This window comes from Petroclostridium xylanilyticum (genome assembly GCF_002252565.1).
GTDB classification, from domain to species: Bacteria; Bacillota; Clostridia; order SK-Y3; family SK-Y3; genus Petroclostridium; species Petroclostridium xylanilyticum.
This window is the reverse complement of record NZ_NPML01000013.1, coordinates 153,468-169,205: the sequence shown is the minus strand read 5'-3', so window position 1 is coordinate 169,205 and position 15,738 is coordinate 153,468. Positions and strand designations below refer to the sequence as shown.

General features: G+C 39.6%; 15 protein-coding genes and 1 tRNA gene. 12 read left to right on the top strand and 4 right to left on the bottom strand.

The features are described from left to right. Nucleotides 1-93 precede the first annotated feature (93 nt). The 6 genes from CIB29_RS08500 (at nt 94) to CIB29_RS08475 (ending at nt 5,802) form a co-directional block, all read left to right on the top strand. The gene (locus tag CIB29_RS08500; protein WP_094548712.1) at nt 94-669 is read left to right on the top strand and encodes a Fe-S-containing hydro-lyase; all 576 of its coding nucleotides are present in this window, start codon (nt 94-96) and stop codon (nt 667-669) included. Nucleotides 670-855: 186 nt separating this feature from the next. Beyond that, nucleotides 856-1,068, top strand: a complete 213-nt coding sequence (locus CIB29_RS08495) for a DUF1858 domain-containing protein (RefSeq protein ID WP_094548710.1) — start codon at nt 856-858, stop codon at nt 1,066-1,068. Nucleotides 1,069-1,312: 244 nt separating this feature from the next. Further along, nucleotides 1,313-2,539: an MFS transporter gene (locus CIB29_RS08490; RefSeq protein ID WP_157910253.1), complete on the top strand. Its 1,227-nt coding sequence runs from the start codon at nt 1,313-1,315 to the stop codon at nt 2,537-2,539. Nucleotides 2,540-2,729: 190 nt separating this feature from the next. Further along, entirely contained in the window at nt 2,730-4,145 is a 1,416-nt protein-coding gene (locus CIB29_RS08485) for an NAD(P)/FAD-dependent oxidoreductase (protein ID WP_094548706.1), read from the top strand. 199 nt (nt 4,146-4,344) lie between these two features. Further along, nucleotides 4,345-5,619: an adenylosuccinate synthase gene (locus CIB29_RS08480; protein ID WP_094548704.1), complete on the top strand. Its 1,275-nt coding sequence runs from the start codon at nt 4,345-4,347 to the stop codon at nt 5,617-5,619. A 107-nt stretch (nt 5,620-5,726) separates the two neighbouring features. Next, nucleotides 5,727-5,802, top strand: a tRNA-Lys gene (locus CIB29_RS08475). Nucleotides 5,803-5,970: 168 nt separating this feature from the next. On the opposite strand, the gene CIB29_RS08470 is transcribed toward CIB29_RS08475, so the two are convergent. The 4 genes from CIB29_RS08470 to CIB29_RS08455 are packed head-to-tail and all read right to left on the bottom strand — an operon-like array spanning nt 5,971 to nt 8,966. Then, entirely contained in the window at nt 5,971-7,098 is a 1,128-nt protein-coding gene (locus tag CIB29_RS08470) for a GerAB/ArcD/ProY family transporter (RefSeq protein WP_094548702.1), read from the bottom strand. Between the two features lie 19 nt (nt 7,099-7,117). Then, entirely contained in the window at nt 7,118-7,351 is a 234-nt protein-coding gene (locus CIB29_RS08465) for a hypothetical protein (protein WP_094549177.1), read from the bottom strand. Nucleotides 7,352-7,357: 6 nt separating this feature from the next. Beyond that, nucleotides 7,358-8,131 (bottom strand): Ger(x)C family spore germination protein, encoded by a 774-nt coding sequence (locus CIB29_RS08460; RefSeq protein WP_094548700.1) that lies wholly within the window; start codon nt 8,129-8,131, stop codon nt 7,358-7,360. Continuing rightward, entirely contained in the window at nt 8,088-8,966 is an 879-nt protein-coding gene (locus tag CIB29_RS08455) for a spore germination protein (RefSeq protein WP_094548698.1), read from the bottom strand. Before CIB29_RS08455 ends, CIB29_RS08460 begins: the two co-directional genes overlap by 44 nt. 244 nt (nt 8,967-9,210) lie before the next feature. Between CIB29_RS08455 and glmS the strand changes: the two genes are divergently transcribed. The 6 genes from glmS (at nt 9,211) to CIB29_RS08425 (ending at nt 15,727) form a co-directional block, all read left to right on the top strand. Then, complete coding sequence (glmS, locus tag CIB29_RS08450) at nt 9,211-9,627, top strand: methylaspartate mutase subunit S (protein ID WP_094548696.1); 417 nt, start codon at nt 9,211-9,213, stop codon at nt 9,625-9,627. Continuing rightward, entirely contained in the window at nt 9,628-11,013 is a 1,386-nt protein-coding gene (gene glmL, locus CIB29_RS08445) for a methylaspartate mutase accessory protein GlmL (RefSeq protein WP_094548694.1), read from the top strand. Nucleotides 11,014-11,161: 148 nt separating this feature from the next. Next, nucleotides 11,162-12,613 carry a methylaspartate mutase subunit E gene (locus CIB29_RS08440; protein WP_094548692.1) on the top strand — a complete coding sequence of 484 codons (1,452 nt, stop codon included), beginning with the start codon at nt 11,162-11,164 and terminating at the stop codon, nt 12,611-12,613. A gap of 62 nt (nt 12,614-12,675) precedes the next feature. After that, complete coding sequence (locus tag CIB29_RS08435) at nt 12,676-13,926, top strand: methylaspartate ammonia-lyase (RefSeq protein ID WP_094548690.1); 1,251 nt, start codon at nt 12,676-12,678, stop codon at nt 13,924-13,926. A 114-nt stretch (nt 13,927-14,040) separates the two neighbouring features. Further along, nucleotides 14,041-15,420: an acyclic terpene utilization AtuA family protein gene (locus CIB29_RS08430; RefSeq protein WP_094548688.1), complete on the top strand. Its 1,380-nt coding sequence runs from the start codon at nt 14,041-14,043 to the stop codon at nt 15,418-15,420. Further along, nucleotides 15,410-15,727, top strand: coding sequence for a DUF4387 domain-containing protein (locus CIB29_RS08425; protein ID WP_341444399.1), 318 nt, complete (start codon nt 15,410-15,412; stop codon nt 15,725-15,727). Before CIB29_RS08430 ends, CIB29_RS08425 begins: the two co-directional genes overlap by 11 nt. Nucleotides 15,728-15,738: the final 11 nt, after the last annotated feature.

Genomic DNA, 15,738 nt, shown 5'->3' with positions numbered 1-15,738 from the left:
GGCTTAGAACCTGTTGAATAATATTTTTCAACTAAATTAAATACACTCATATCCTTATAATTTTCGTGTAGAGGGATGTATTGGGGGATTAACATGGAAATTCACATTCAAACACCATTGACAAAAGATAAATTAAAAGACCTGAAGGCCGGAGATAGCGTATTAATATCGGGAACAATTTATACAGGAAGGGATGCCGCTCATAAGCGAATGATAGAGGCACTTGAGAAGGGTGAAGCATTACCTTTTGATATTGAAAATCAAATTATTTATTATGTAGGACCATGTCCTGCGAAGCCGGGACAGGTAATTGGCTCATGCGGACCTACAACAAGCGGCAGAATGGACGCATATGCACCCCTTTTAATCGAAAAAGGATTAACCGGAATGATAGGAAAAGGACTAAGAAGCAAACAGGTCATTGATGCTATGACACAGTATGGGGCGGTATATTTCGGTGCTATTGGTGGAGCCGGGGCACTTATCGCAAAAACCGTAAAAAGTGAAGAGATTGTTGCATATGAAGATTTGGGCACCGAAGCAATTAGAAAATTGACAGTTGAAAAATTTCCTGCAGTAGTAATAATAGATTCTAAAGGTAACAACCTTTATGAAACCGGAAGAAAACAATATGAAAGCATTGCATTTTATAATTCTAATAGTATATAATATATATAGGTAGGAAAAAATAAATTAATATAATTGACTGCTAAGTCAATATACCTAAAAAATAATAAGGAATTAGTTCAAAGTTAGTAGTTGCCGATCCGGAATGTTTTGGATTTAGATATTTAAAAAATTCCGGACTCCGAGCTCCAAACTCCGAGCTATTCTAAAAATAAAGGAGGGCGTGTGATGCCAAAAGTAACTTTAGATACAATTATTTCCGATGTACTAAGGATGGATAGGGGTACAGCACCGATTTTTATGAAGGCTGGAATGCATTGTCTGGGATGTCCTTCATCATCCGGTGAAAGTATCGCTGATGCATGTGCGATTCATGGTATAGATGCAGAAAAGTTAGTACAAGAATTGAATGAATACCTGGAAAGCAAAGAAAGCAAATAACAATAAAATAAATAAGACATCCTTTGTGATGTCTTATTTATTTTATTGTTATTAAACATGCATTTAAATAGATTTTATGTAAAAGCACGTAAGAGGGGCTTCGACATGGGGACGGTTGGTCTGTCGAATGCGCTTTTCATGCGACTGAGGAACCGTCCCCATGTCGATTTTAACTGTGAACTGTGAACCATATAGATATGTTAGACATGTAATGGTTGATATATTACGATGGGGGGCGAAAAGAGTGAAAGGGCTAAAGTTAATAAAGACCTATATCGTAGGAAAATTGCATCCTCAAAGCTATCTTTCTCCAGAATTAATTACTCTGCTAACGGTTCATGCGATATTTTTATTGGCTGTAGGATTATCCAATACATTTATTAATATATTTTTATGGAGAGTACAGAAAAGTCTGAGCATAGTAGTACTATTTAATGCTATCCACTTTTCGTCGGTTGCAGCAACAGCTATAATAGGAGGTTGGCTTGCAAAGAGGACATCCCTCACATTTAACCTTCGGCTGGGAATTGTATGTTACGGTATTCTTTATGTTATTCTTTTGATAGTACAGGATAAGGCGGCACACTATATATGGATATTAGGCATATTGCTAGGGATGAGCGGAGGTTTTTATTACATTAGCTATAATGTACTGGGTTATGATTTTTCGAGTGATGATAACCGGGACTATGTAATGGGCATCCAGGGGCTGGTTTTTTCATTGGCTACCATGGTTGCACCTTTTGTTGCCGGGGCAATTATTGAGTCTTTAAAGGGATTAAAAGGTTATATTTTAATTTTTTCAGTTTCGTTGACACTATTTGTAATTGCTGTTGTATTAAGTACAAGAATTCCAATGAAAACGGTAAATAAGCAATACTATATAAAATCCATTTTACTTATGCCTTTTAAAAAAATAAATTGGAGATATGCCATGGCAGGAGAAGCTATTCGAGGATTCCGGGAAGGGGTAATGATGTTTTTAAGCAATATTCTTTTATACGCTCTTGTCAGCAGTGAATTGCTTATTGGGTATTATACTTTGATATGTTCAACGATACAACTGTTTTCATTTTATTTTATCAGCAGGAAAATGCGTCCCTGCAACCGTAAACAATATTTATTTATTGGTACAATCGTCGTTATGGCAGTAAGTTCCATCTTTATATTCAGGTTAAGTGCGGTTACTATATTTGCATATGGTATTATTACATCTTTTTTTATAACATTTATTAATAACCCTTCTGCAGCTTTGATTTATTGGGTTATACATAAGACTCCAAACAGTAAAAAAAGAAGAATAGAAGGTATTGTAGCAAGGGAAGTATATCTTAACATCGGAAGAGTAACAGGTGTGTTGCTGCTTCTTGCCATGCCAGAGGATATAAAAGTAATAGCCTATGTTATTTTGGGTTTGGGAGTTTCTCAGATTATTATGTGGTATTTATTCAATAAAGTAAAAACAGAATAAGGGGTATATTTTATAGTCGAATATTTTTCTGTAATATCAAAAAAATATTCGGATTTTTATTGCTTTTATATCAATAATCTGGTATTATAATAAAGGCAAAGTAAATAACATGTGAGATTTATTTAGACAGCGGCATTTGCCCCTGTCTATGTTAATGTTTGGATGTGTTGTGAAGAGGAGGACTGTTTGCATGAAGAAGAAATATGATGTAGCAATCGTTGGAGCAGGTCCGGCAGGTATTTTTACAGCTTTAGAGCTGACAAAAAAAAATGACAAATTAAGTATCTTAATCATAGATAAAGGAAGGCAGATAGATAAAAGAGCATGTCCTGCCAGAAAGACGGGGATCTGTGTAAATTGTGATCCTTGTTCCATTGTAAATGGCTGGTCGGGGGCGGGGGCCTATAGTGATGGAAAATTGTCACTGGGCACTGAAGTCGGTGGAAATGTAAAAGATTATATAGGAGAAGAAAAAACAGCTGAATTAATTAAATATGCGGATCAAATATACCTTGAATTTGGTGCCCAGAAAATAGTATACGGTCAGAATGACAAACGTGTAGATGAGATTATGTATGAAGCATCAAAGCATAATATACAGTTAATTCCCTGTCCGGTAAGGCATCTTGGTACTGAAAAAGCTTTTGATGTACTGGGAGGAATGTATAAGCGCCTTACTAACCATACTAAAACTGAATTCAGAGAGTTAACTACTGTTTTGGAAATCATTTGTGAACAGGATAAGGCAGTGGGATTGATGCTGCAGACTAAAGGCAAAGAACCGGAAAGGGTTATGGCTGATTATATAGTAATTGCACCGGGAAGAGAAGGTGCACAGTGGCTTACCCAACAAGCACGTAATTTAGGAATTAAAACCAAGAATAATGCGGTAGATATCGGTGTCAGAGTAGAAGTTCCTAATTCTATCATGGACCATTTGACGAAAGACCTGTATGAAGCTAAATTCGTATACTATTCTGATACCTTTGAGAATAAAGTACGAACCTTCTGTATGAATCCCGGAGGTGTTGTATCCGAAGAACACTATGATGGACATATTGCTGTAGTGAATGGGCACAGTTATGCCGATGAAAAGCTCAAGACCAAAAACACGAATTTTGCAATGCTGGTATCTACAACTTTTACAGAGCCCTTTGACGAGCCAATCAAATACGGCAAATATATAGCCCACCTTGCAAATATGCTTACCGGCGGCGGGATCATGGTTCAGAGGCTTGGCGATTTATTAAAAGGAAGAAGAACTGATTACAGCAGATTAGGAAAATCTACCACGATACCTACTTTGAAAAGTGCAGTACCTGGGGATTTGAGTTTTGCATTGCCTCACAGGCATTTGATGTCTATCATCGAGGCTTTGAGAGCAATGGATAAGGTTGCGCCAGGACTTTACTCTAAAAATACACTGCTTTATGGGTGTGAAATAAAATTTTACAGCAGCCAGATTCATGTGAACAATAATTTTGAAACACCAATTAGAAACTTATATACTATTGGCGATGGAGCCGGTATTACAAGAGGCTTGATGCAGGCATCAGTAACCGGGATTGTAGTAGCGAGAGACATCATAAAGAAATTGAGGGTATAAACAAGATTCATTGTCTTTTGCAAATAATATTTATGATGTTTTCAATAAACTTAACGTTAATATTTTAATGGTATAAAAACATTATTATATTCAATTTCACCAGGTTTATATGGCAAAAAATATTTAAGCTGTTATTTTATGAGGGCAATTGTCAATTGTACATTGTCAATTGTCAATTTAAAATGGGGAGGAAGGCAGTATGGCAACAAAGGTAGTAATAGGCGCCCAATGGGGTGATGAAGGTAAAGGAAAGATTATTGATATTTTGGCACAGCAGGCGGAAGTAGTAGTAAGATCTCAGGGTGGCAACAATGCGGGGCATACCGTGGAGGCAAATGGGCAGCAGTATAAGCTTCACCTTACACCTTCAGGAATTTTAAATCCAAATACTTTATGTATCATAGGAAATGGAGTTGTGGTAGACCCGGGAATATTGCTAGGTGAACTGGATATGCTCCAGGCAAGAGGGGTTTCCACTGATAACCTTAAAATAGATGCCAGGGCACATATTATTTTTCCTTATCATAGGGAATTAGATGGCCTTTCCGAGATAGCAAGAGGAAAAAGTGATATTGGCACCACTAAAAAAGGAATAGGCCCTGCATATATGGATAAGGCTGAACGTTCGGGTATCAGAATGTGTGACCTTATGAACAGGGAATTGTTCATTGAAAAGGTAAAAGCAAATGTTGAATTGAAGAACAAAATTATCGAGAAGGTTTATGGCGGAACAGGCCTGAACGCCGATGACATTATCGAAGAATACCTGGGGTATGCAAAAAAGTTAAGAAAATATGTCACAGATACTACTGTACTCCTGTACGAGGCAATAAAAGCAGGAAAGAATGTACTTTTTGAAGGAGCTCAGGGAACGTTGCTTGACCTGGATTTGGGAACTTATCCGTACGTTACATCTTCTCATCCTATTTCCGGTGGGGTATGTGTAGGTACCGGCATCGGGCCGACCATGATAGATGAATGCATAGGTGTTGTAAAGGCATACACTACCCGGGTAGGTAAAGGACCATTCCCAACAGAACTCTTTGATGAAATAGGGGATCAGATTAGAGAAAAAGGTCATGAATATGGAACAACTACAGGAAGGCCAAGAAGATGCGGCTGGTTTGACGCTGTAATTGTAAAATATGCAGTAAGAACAAGCGGATTAACTTCTATTGTAGTAAATAAAATTGATACTTTGGGAGATATAAAAAAAATTAAAATCTGTGTAGGATACAGAAAAGGTAATGAGATTATCAAGGAATTTCCACCAAGTCTGGAGGAGCTTGAACTTTGTGAACCTATCTATGAGGAAATGGACGGCTGGGAAGGAGATATAGGGCATATAAGAAGATATGAAGATCTTCCTGAAAATGCAAAGAAATATATTGAAAGAATCGAAAAGCTTTGTGATGTGAGAGTTGGGATGATCGGTGTAGGCCCTGGCAGAGATCAGAATATTATAAAAGATTAAGGATAAAATTACTTGAAAAATATCGAAATTTTTATTGACATAAGTAAGAATGTATAGTATTATATATACCTGTGAGGCGCGGGACGACCGAGTCTCTCAATATTCTTGGGCCATTAGCTCAGCAGGCAGAGCACTTGACTTTTAATCAAGGTGTCCGGCGTTCGAATCGCCGATGGCTCACCAAAACCTTCTACGTATTAGCGTAGAGGGTTTTTATTTTTGGGGGCAAACACAGCAAACAGGGGACAAACAGGGGGACAGGGCAAACAGGGGGACAGGTACATTGTTTGCTTAATAAAAGTATGAAAATTGGCGTATCTTTCAATACTTTTCCGGTAAACTTGCTTAGAGCTAAGCTTTGTTTCTTTCATTATCAGCTATTTTTCTTTCCTTTTTGCTGCGAATCTTTCCTACGATCAATATGAGCAGTGGAAGAAAGAATCCAGAGACGATGGCAAAGGGTGGAAAAGTTTTCTCATTCCATACAATAAAATAGGGGATATTGGGATAGATTCTCAGGGAAAGGGCCACCATGAGCATCCCAAATGGGAGTGTAAGGGGCCGGTAGTCCCGTAAATTCAGGGTTTGGGCAATCCCTAAAACCGTCGCATAAAGATAGAGAACTGCTTTAAAAAATATGGTAATCAGCCATAGGCCTGCGATTACGGCTTCAACCCGATCTATAATCTTTCCTATGCTGATTTTTTTGGCCAGTACATAAGTAGGATACATATTCCTTGCTGTAAAATCGCTTCCGAGAATGAGGATGGAAAAAATCGCAGTAATTGCCATTATAATTCCAGCGACAAGCACCCCCGTGAAAAAAGCTTTTTTCCCTTCCTTTGGCTTGTTTAGACTGGCAGGAAAGATCATCAGCAAGACAACCGACGGCAGGGAAAAAAAACTTATAAAGGATAACGCTCCCCGCAGTACAGGTTTTATCCCGTTTTCAAATACGGGTTGTATGTTTTCGGCTTTTAGGTTCGGCGTGCTAAAAAGGATGAGAAAAAGGAAGAAAACAATTACCCAGGGAAATAAGATCTCTGCCGACCGTGCAACTGTTTCCAATCCAAGACGGACGCCAAAGATTATTACAGCTGTGAAAAGTATGTTAATATACAGCATCGGGGTTTCCGGCATCATCTGTGTTGTGATGAAATTTCCTACAATCCATACCAGCGATACAGCGCCATTAAAGGAGAAGAAAATAAATAAAAGGGAAACAACCGTCCCCAGCCACTTTCCCAACGCTGCCTCAATGGCTTTCACAAAGCTCATATTGGGATAGAGATCTCCTATCACATTATATAGTCCTATCAGGGCTAGGCTGATTCCTACTCCTGCAATCACTGATATCCAGGCATCCTGTTTCACTTCTGAAGCTAAACCTGCGAGAGTAATCAATATAGCCGTACCAATAGCATTCAAAGTAACCAATATACTAAACTGCCTGTTGCTTATTTTCCAGTTGCTTGACATTTTTCTGCACCACCTTTTTTTATTGTAGAATGCCAAAGATCCAATCTCCCAAGGGTTTGTAAACCACCGTGATCATATCCTGCGGATTAGGCAGTTGTATTCCCAAAGCCATTAGAATGCTTATAGTTGCCCCAAAGATAAGCAAGATAGAAAATACACATAATTCTTTTTTTAGCTTCCTTTCCAACAGATAAGGGGCTTCCAGAAGGATAATCCCTGCAGTTACGATAAGAATCCCTAAAACAGCCTTCAAATCCATCTACTCCTTTGTTTTTCCCTGGAAGGCTTCCGTAATAGTACCCAGGCCTTTGATTTTTGCGATAACCTTTATATGGACCGGCAGGTCCACAAATTCTTCACTCCAGTTATGCTTTAATTCTTTCCATGCTTCAGGGTCCGCCTTGTGAATCTCTTCCCCGAATCCGAAAATATCGCTCTTTAAATCCTTCTGGGCCTTTTTTACAGCCGCTGTCATGAATCCTTTAATTTCCTTTTCCAAAGTTTGTTCTATTTTGGCAATGGTTTCGGTCTTGGTTAAATCGATATTACATTCTACATCTCCTACATTACCTTCAATCTTGTAATCGATATCGATCCATGGCTTTCTGCCTTCCACCTTGCCCGTTACCTTTACTTTTGTTCTTAGTATTTCTATGGCTACATTCCCGCCTCCTTCACAGGGGATGGTTACCACGCTGCTCTTTACATTTCCCATGATAGAATTATATCCTCTGCTTTCGGTTTCATTCAGCCACCCTACCAATTTATCCTTCTTAAAAGCTGCAAGATGTCCGATTTGTATAACAGCAGGCACATCCACCTTTTCAATATTTCCGATATCCATCCCTATCTCAGGGTCACCTTTTAAGATAACCCCTGTCAGGACCGGATTTCTCCCTTCAGTAATGATATCACTTATCAATTCATCTAAGGCGACAGCATGGGTGGGCGCCCAGGCTTTCTCAGATACTTCCAGGGCAGAGTGTATGTTATTCGCCGGAATTTCTTCCAGGGGAGTTAGGATATTTAACACTTAACCCTGCTGCCACAATATCGGGTCTTTCTGTGTTAATCATAGTAGGAAAAGGGGTGAAGGTTTCATCTTGAATGAGTTCCTCGATGTAGCCACTTTCCAATATTCCATCAATATCAATATTATCAAGGCGCTTGTGAACCTCTTCAACAATCTTATCATTGGCAACTTCCTTGATATACACCACTGCTACATCGGTTTTTGTCCTTCTGCCAATGGGTTTTGTCTCTATCCAGAGGTTTGGGTCCTTTATCCTTCGACGGATAAGAGCCGTATTGATCCGTAATGTCTCTGTAAATCCGTCCTTCGGTCCCCTTACAACCGTCTGGGAGCTTGGTTCCTGAACACCACGTTCTTCCCATCCCCTGGAATTGACTACAAGCCCTTTCCCATACCCATCCATTAAGATCACTGTATTACCGGACAATAAATGGGTAAAGAAATTGTCAAAATCTGAGATCTCCTTCATTTCACCTACGGGAAGAACCAAATCCTTTAATATTTCAAAGGAATTTTTCTTTAAAAGTACACTGGAATCAATATCAATTTTTCTTAAATCCAGCATCAAGGCTTCTAAAATAAAGTCTTGAACAAGTTTTTTATCGGCCAAACCATCGGTATACATTACCCCTAGATGGAATTTACCACCTTCACCGGCGTGAAATTCCCGGATGACAATGTCAGAGCTTTCTCCCAAAGTTTCCTTTACTATCTTAATATTTTCCTGAAGACACTCTTTTAGAAGTCCTTTATGATTTTTATTCGCTTTTTGTATATTTTGTTTAGTTGTATTACTTATTTCATTTATGCGAAAAAGATTTTTTATAAATCTCATGTCAAAAACTCCTACTTTCTATTATACTATCATCCTTTTCCGAGAAAGCCGCATTTGTATTATAGCCATATCAAAAATAAATTATAAAAGAAGCAATAATTTTTTAATATCATGTATACAGGTATAACTGCATAGCAGAATTTAAGTATATTTTTTCAATCTATTGAAATAACAATAAAAGGATATCATAATAAAAGTAGGTACTAGGCATTGTATTGAGTGTAGACATAAGGTGGTGTTAATGATGAGCCAAAAAACACTGGTGATGGGTGTAATCGGTGCCGATGTTCATGCGATAGGGAATAAAATATTGGAGTATGCTTTCAAACAGGCAGGCTTTAAAGTAGTCAACCTGGGTGTGATGGTATCTCAGGAGGAGTACATTAAAGCAGCGATAGAAACTGCTGCTGATGCTATTTTAGTTTCTTCTTTATATGGGCATGGAGAGATGGACTGCCGTGGTTTGAGAGAAAAATGTGATGAAGCCGGTTTGGAAAATATACCGCTCTATGTAGGGGGTAACCTTGTAGTAGGTAAAACTCCTTTTGAAGAAGTAGAGAAAAAATTTAAAGAAATGGGTTTTCAACGGGTATATCCCCCGGGCACTCCTCCGGAAGTGACCATAGCTGACTTAAAAAAGGACCTGGGAGTTGACGGATAAATGCAGGCAGTTCTGCTAATAGATTTTGGAAGTACTTATACAAAAGTTACTGCAGTAGATTTGAATAGTGAATCTATCCTGGGTACAGCAAAGGCTTTCACAACTGTTACCACAGATATCAATGAAGGCCTCAAAAATGCAGTTGAGGTTTTACATTCTCAAATTGGAGGAACAGACTATACTGCTAAATTTGCTTGCAGTAGCGCTGCCGGAGGGTTAAAAATGGTTGCAGTGGGGTTGGTTCCCGACCTGACTGCTGAGGCAGCTAAGAGGGCAGCATTGAGTGCGGGCGCCAGGGTGATGAAGGTCTACTCTTATGAACTAAGTACTAAGGAGGCTGAAGAAATACATAAGCTAAAGCCGGATATTCTCCTTTTGACAGGAGGAACTGATGGGGGTAACAAAAATGTTATTTTGCATAATGCTAAAATGCTTTCGCAGATTGAGGGTAATTTTCCGGTAGTAGTGGCAGGAAATAAATCTGTAGCAGAACAGGTAGGAGATCTGTTAAAGCAATCGGATAAAGAGGTTAGAATATGTGAGAACGTTATGCCTGAATTCAACGTGTTAAATATTGAGCCTGCCAGGGCAGCTATCAGGGAAATATTCCTCCGGAGAATCATACAGGCCAAAGGTCTTACAAAAGTGCAGAGCTTGATTGACGGCATCTTAATGCCTACTCCCTCGGCAGTTCTAAATGCTGCTCACCGCCTGGCTGCTGGTTGCGGCAATGAAAAAGGAATAGGTGAATTAATGGTGATAGACGTAGGAGGCGCCACAACCGATGTGCATTCTATTGCCGGTGGAGAACCGGCACGCGCGGGGGTGATTGTGAAGGGATTACCTGAACCTTTTGCGAAAAGAACTGTGGAAGGTGATCTTGGAGTACGGTACAGCGCATCTGCACTAATTGAAGCTGCAGGAATTGAGCTGGTGGGGAAGAGATCCGGATTACCTGCAGAAGAAATTATGAGGTATGTTAATAAAATATCTGAACAACCGGAAATACTGCCTGAACAAGATGAAAAATTAAGCCTTGTTGATTACGGACTGACCTCAGTGGCGGTTAAATTTGCCGTAGAAAGACATGCAGGTAAAATTGAGACCAGCTACACACCTTTCGGTGTTACCTATTTACAAACAGGCAAGGATTTGACGGGGATAAAGAAAATAATCGGGACAGGCGGTCCTGTCATTAATAGTAAAAATCCAACAGGAATATTGAAAGAAGCAATGTTTGAAAGTACTCATCCATCGATTTTAAAACCGCAAAGCGCAGAATTTCTAATAGACAAAAGATATATTTTAGCTGCAATGGGGCTGTTAAGTGAGAATTACCCCGAGGTGGCAATTAGAATAATGAAAAAGGAGTTACAAGTTTTATAATTGGGATTAAGACTTAAGCTGGGCGATACATTTTATATCTAAGTTAGTTTATAGTTCATGGTTCACAGGTCACAGAAAATAAAATCGGTATTAAAATCTGTGAACAGTGAACTGTTAACTGTGAACTATTATGATAGGAGTTGATATTATGGAGCTTAAAAATAAAAAACTAGACGAAAATATCTTTAAACAGATACAGCGGGAAGTACTGCAGCAGTGGCCTACCGGTAAGGATGTAAATTTTGATGATGCGGTAAATTATCATAAAAGTATACCGGCTAAAAAAGTATTTTCAAATCAATTGAAAAAAGCAAAGCAAAAAGGTGATACGCTTATCCAGCCCAGGGCAGGGGTTGCCTTGGTGAATGAGCATATACAATTGCTACATTACCTGGAGCAACAGGGGGAAGCAGACTTGCTTCCTACTACTATTGACAGCTATACCAGACAAAACAGGTACCAGGAAGCTGAAAATGGCATTATAGAAAGTAAAAATGCGGGAAGGTCTTTACTTAATGGTTTTCCTGCAGTAAATCATGGAGTAGAATTGTGCAGGAAAGTAAATGAAGCGGTAAATACCCCTGTGCAGGTCCGCCATGGAACTCCTGATGCACGATTGCTGGCAGAAATTACAATAGCAGGGGGGTTTACTGCATTTGAAGGGGGAGGGATATCCTATAATATACCCTATGCGAAGAATGTTTCTCTGGAAAAGACTATCTATGACTGGCAGTATGTTGACAGACTTATAGGGATATATGAAGAGGCAGGTGTTTGCATTAACCGCGAACCCTTTGGACCGCTGACCGGCACATTGGTACCTCCCTGTATCTCTCACTCTGTAGCTATAATAGAAAGCCTGCTGGCTGCCGAGCAAGGTGTAAAAAATATTACGGTTGGCTACGGCCAATGCGGGAATCTACTTCAAGATGTCGCAGCAATACGTACTCTGGAACTGTTGACTGAGGAATATCTTAAAAAATATGGTTATACTGATATAGTAGTTACTACAGTACTGCATCAGTGGATGGGGGGATTTCCGCAGGATGAAGCCAAAGCTTTTGGAGTTATTTCCTGGGGAGCAGCAGTTGCAGCATTGGCAGGAGCAACAAAAGTAATCGTAAAGACGCCTCACGAAGCAATGGGAGTACCTACGAAAGAAGCGAATGCTGAAGGATTAAAGGCTACTAAACAACTGGTTACCATGCTTGCCGATCAAAGGATGCCCCTAACTCACGAACTGGAAAACGAAATGAATATCATTATTGCAGAAACCCGCAGCATTGTAGATAAGATTTTTGAATTAGGTGAAGGGGACGCAGCAGTAGGTGCTATAAGGTCTTTTGAAGCAGGGGTGATAGATGTACCATTTGCCCCCAGTAAATATAATGCAGGAGAGATACTTCCGGCACGGGATAATTATGGTGCAGTTCGATTGCTGGATTGTGGAAATTTACCCTTCAGTAAAGAAATCATTGATTTTCATAGAGAAAAAATTGAAGAAAGAGCCCGTTATGAAAAAAGGAATGTAAGCTTCCAGATGGTAATTGACGATATATATGCGATAGGGAAGGGGAGACTGGTAGGAAGGCCGAGATAGTAATAAAAAACCGAAGGAATATAAGAACCAACAATGCTATGAATAGTTAGGGGAGGCATAAAGTGAAGATTATTGATGTAGTTTGTTCGAAAGGCAGAACGGGATTTTTCTTTGATGACCAGAGGGCTATTAAGAAAAATGCAGTGCCGGATGGTGCTACTTATAAAGGAGAGCCTGTTACCGAAGGATTTTCTGCAGTAAGGCAGGCGGGAGAATCTATCTCAGTAATGATTATTTTGGAAGATGGACAGGTTGCCCACGGTGATTGTGCAGCTGTGCAGTATTCGGGTGCAGGAGGACGGGATCCGTTATTTCTTGCACAGGACTTTATTCCTGTAATACAAAAGCATATTGTGCCTGTATTAAAAGGTAGAGAACTTCAAAGCTTTAAAGCACTGGCAGAGGAAATTGATGCCTTCATTAATCCTGATACGGGTAAAAGAATTCATACAGCACTGCGCTACGGTATTACACAGGCAATATTGGATGCAGTAGCCAAAAGTAAAAAAATACTTATGGCTGAAGTTATTGCTGAAGAATACGGTACGACAGTCTCTGACCGTGAGATCCCTATTTTTACCCAGTCAGGGGATGAGCGGCATACCAATGTAGATAAAATGATTATAAAAAGGGCAGACGTATTGCCTCACGGTCTCATTAATAACGTAAAGACGAAGTTAGGTGAAAAAGGTGAATTGCTTTTACAATACGTAGAATGGTTAAGAGAAAGGGTGGAAGCTCTTAAACCCGATGAAGGCTATCAGCCTGTATTACATATTGACGTTTATGGTACGATCGGATTGGCTTTTGGCAATGATTATCACAGGATGATAGAATATTTCAGGCAGCTTGAAAAAGCTGCCCACCCCTTGCAATTGAGAATAGAGGGTCCTATAGATATGGAAGAAAGGGAAGGACAGATGTTTGCTCTGAAGGAACTAACACACAGGGTGAATGAAAATAATATCAACATACAGATTGTTGCAGACGAATGGTGCAATACCCTGGAGGATATCAAATATTTTGCCGATAACAGGGCGGGGCACATGATTCAAATTAAAACTCCAGACCTTGGAGGAATCAACAATATCATTGAAGCCGTGCTATATTGCAAAGAGAGGGGGATTGGAGCATATCAAGGTGGAACCTGCAATGAAACCGATCGTTCAGCCCAGATATGCGTACACATTGCCATGGCAACCCAACCGGACCAGATGCTTGCAAAACCGGGGATGGGTGTGGATGAAGGCTTTATGATTGTATATAATGAAATGCAGAGAATATTAGCCCTAAGACGGGCAAGAAATAATTGATAATTGACAATTGAGAATTGATAATTTATGTTTGACGATTGATAAATATCAGAGAACAGTGATGAGTGGACAGAGAAATGACAATTATCAATTCAAAAAGTGGGAGGACTTTAAATGGAAGAATTACGTGTGTTATCACCAACAGCCATACTGGGTTACGGATTTCCAATAAAATCCTTTGAAGAAGGGATGAAGAGACATCCTCATGTGATTGCAGTGGATGCCGGGTCTACTGATCCAGGTCCCTATTACCTGGGAGCAGGTTTGTCTTTTACCGATAGGAATGCAGTAAAAAGAGATTTGGAAATAATGCTTACAGCAGCTATGGAGGAAGGAATTCCGGTAATTATAGGCAGTGCTGGAGGAAGCGGAGGAGAACCTCACTTAAATTGGAATGTAAGTATCATTAAGGAAATCGCATGGGAAAAGGGATTGCAGTTTAAGATGGCAATCATCCATGCAGAAATTGAAAAGGAATTAGCTCTAAGCGAATTGGAAAAAGGAAGAATTACTCCGCTTTATCCGGCGCCTGAATTAACGAGAGAAGAGTTGGAACAAACAGTGAGGATTGTAGGACAGATGGGCATGGAACCATTTATTAAAGCGCTGGAGCAGGAAGTACAGGTAATTGTGGCCGGGAGAGCTTATGACCCTGCAGTTTTTGCAGCTTTGGCAGTTCAGAAAGGTTATGATAGAGGTCTTGCCATACATATGGGAAAAATATTGGAATGTGCAAGTATAGCTGCTACACCAGGCAGCGGCAGTGACTGCATGATAGGATATCTTGGAAAAGATTACTTTAAAGTAGAACCATTAAACCCTGTTAGAAAATGTACTACTTTGTCGGTTGCGGCACATACCCTGTATGAAAAGACAAATCCATACATTCTTCCGGGGCCGGGAGGAGTATTGGATTTAACAGAAACAAAGTTCGAGCAGGAAACGGATAGAGTGGTTAAAGTATCCGGAAGTAAATTTATTCCTTCTGAAAAGTATACTATAAAGCTGGAAGGAGCAAAAAAAATAGGATATCGAACCATATCGATTGCCGGGACACGTGACCCTATCATGATATCTCAAATAGATGAGATCATCAAAGGCGTTCGTGAAAGAGTGGAAGACAATTTTAAAGATGCAGAAATGAAATATTTCCTGGATTTTAAGGTGTATGGAAAAAATGGAGTAATGGGACCACTGGAACCCCAGGAGGAGATAAACGGTCATGAACTGGGCATCATTATTGAAGCTGTAGCAGAAGATCAGGCTACCGCAAATACTATATGCAGTTTTGCCCGGTCCACCATGCTTCATTATGGTTATGAAGGAAGAGTGTCCACTGCAGGTAACCTGGCTTTCCCATATTCGCCGTCGGACTTTAAAGCCGGTGAAGTATACACCTTTAATTTATACCATCTAATGGAAGTTAATGACCCCAATCAATGGTTTCCTATTGATATAGAAATAGCGGGAGGGAGGATTGGCTTTGAAGATTAAATTGATAGATGTAGCACAAGTAATAAGAAGCAAAAATTCCGGACCTTATGAATTGACCTTTGATATTATCTTCAAGGATTGGGAAAGCTTTGACGAATTTTGCAATGCAAAAGTGATTAATAAAGAACTTATCGCAAAATTATATCAGATTCCAGCAGAAAAGGTAATTAATGTGATAGAGTTCAAACCAGCAAAAGCAATCAAGGCAACCATCGAGAGACCTATTGCTTCAGGAGAACTGGGTGAAACGGATGTATATGGGGCGCAGCAGCATGCACCGTTGTTAAATTTAGAGTTTGAGCTATAGAATGGAGTGAT

Excerpts from the sequence above, each read along its gene's own strand:
- CIB29_RS08430 (WP_094548688.1), top strand. The coding sequence starts at position 14,041 with ATGGAAGAATTACGTGTGTTATCACCAACAGCCATACTGGGTTACGGA.
- glmS (WP_094548696.1), top strand. The coding sequence starts at position 9,211 with ATGAGCCAAAAAACACTGGTGATGGGTGTAATCGGTGCCGATGTTCAT.
- CIB29_RS08480 (WP_094548704.1), top strand. The coding sequence starts at position 4,345 with ATGGCAACAAAGGTAGTAATAGGCGCCCAATGGGGTGATGAAGGTAAA.
- CIB29_RS08495 (WP_094548710.1), top strand. The coding sequence starts at position 856 with ATGCCAAAAGTAACTTTAGATACAATTATTTCCGATGTACTAAGGATG.
- CIB29_RS08455 (WP_094548698.1), bottom strand. The coding sequence starts at position 8,966 with ATGAGATTTATAAAAAATCTTTTTCGCATAAATGAAATAAGTAATACA.
- CIB29_RS08500 (WP_094548712.1), top strand. The coding sequence starts at position 94 with ATGGAAATTCACATTCAAACACCATTGACAAAAGATAAATTAAAAGAC.
- CIB29_RS08440 (WP_094548692.1), top strand. The coding sequence starts at position 11,162 with ATGGAGCTTAAAAATAAAAAACTAGACGAAAATATCTTTAAACAGATA.
- CIB29_RS08470 (WP_094548702.1), bottom strand. The coding sequence starts at position 7,098 with ATGTCAAGCAACTGGAAAATAAGCAACAGGCAGTTTAGTATATTGGTT.
- CIB29_RS08485 (WP_094548706.1), top strand. The coding sequence starts at position 2,730 with ATGAAGAAGAAATATGATGTAGCAATCGTTGGAGCAGGTCCGGCAGGT.
- glmL (WP_094548694.1), top strand. The coding sequence starts at position 9,628 with ATGCAGGCAGTTCTGCTAATAGATTTTGGAAGTACTTATACAAAAGTT.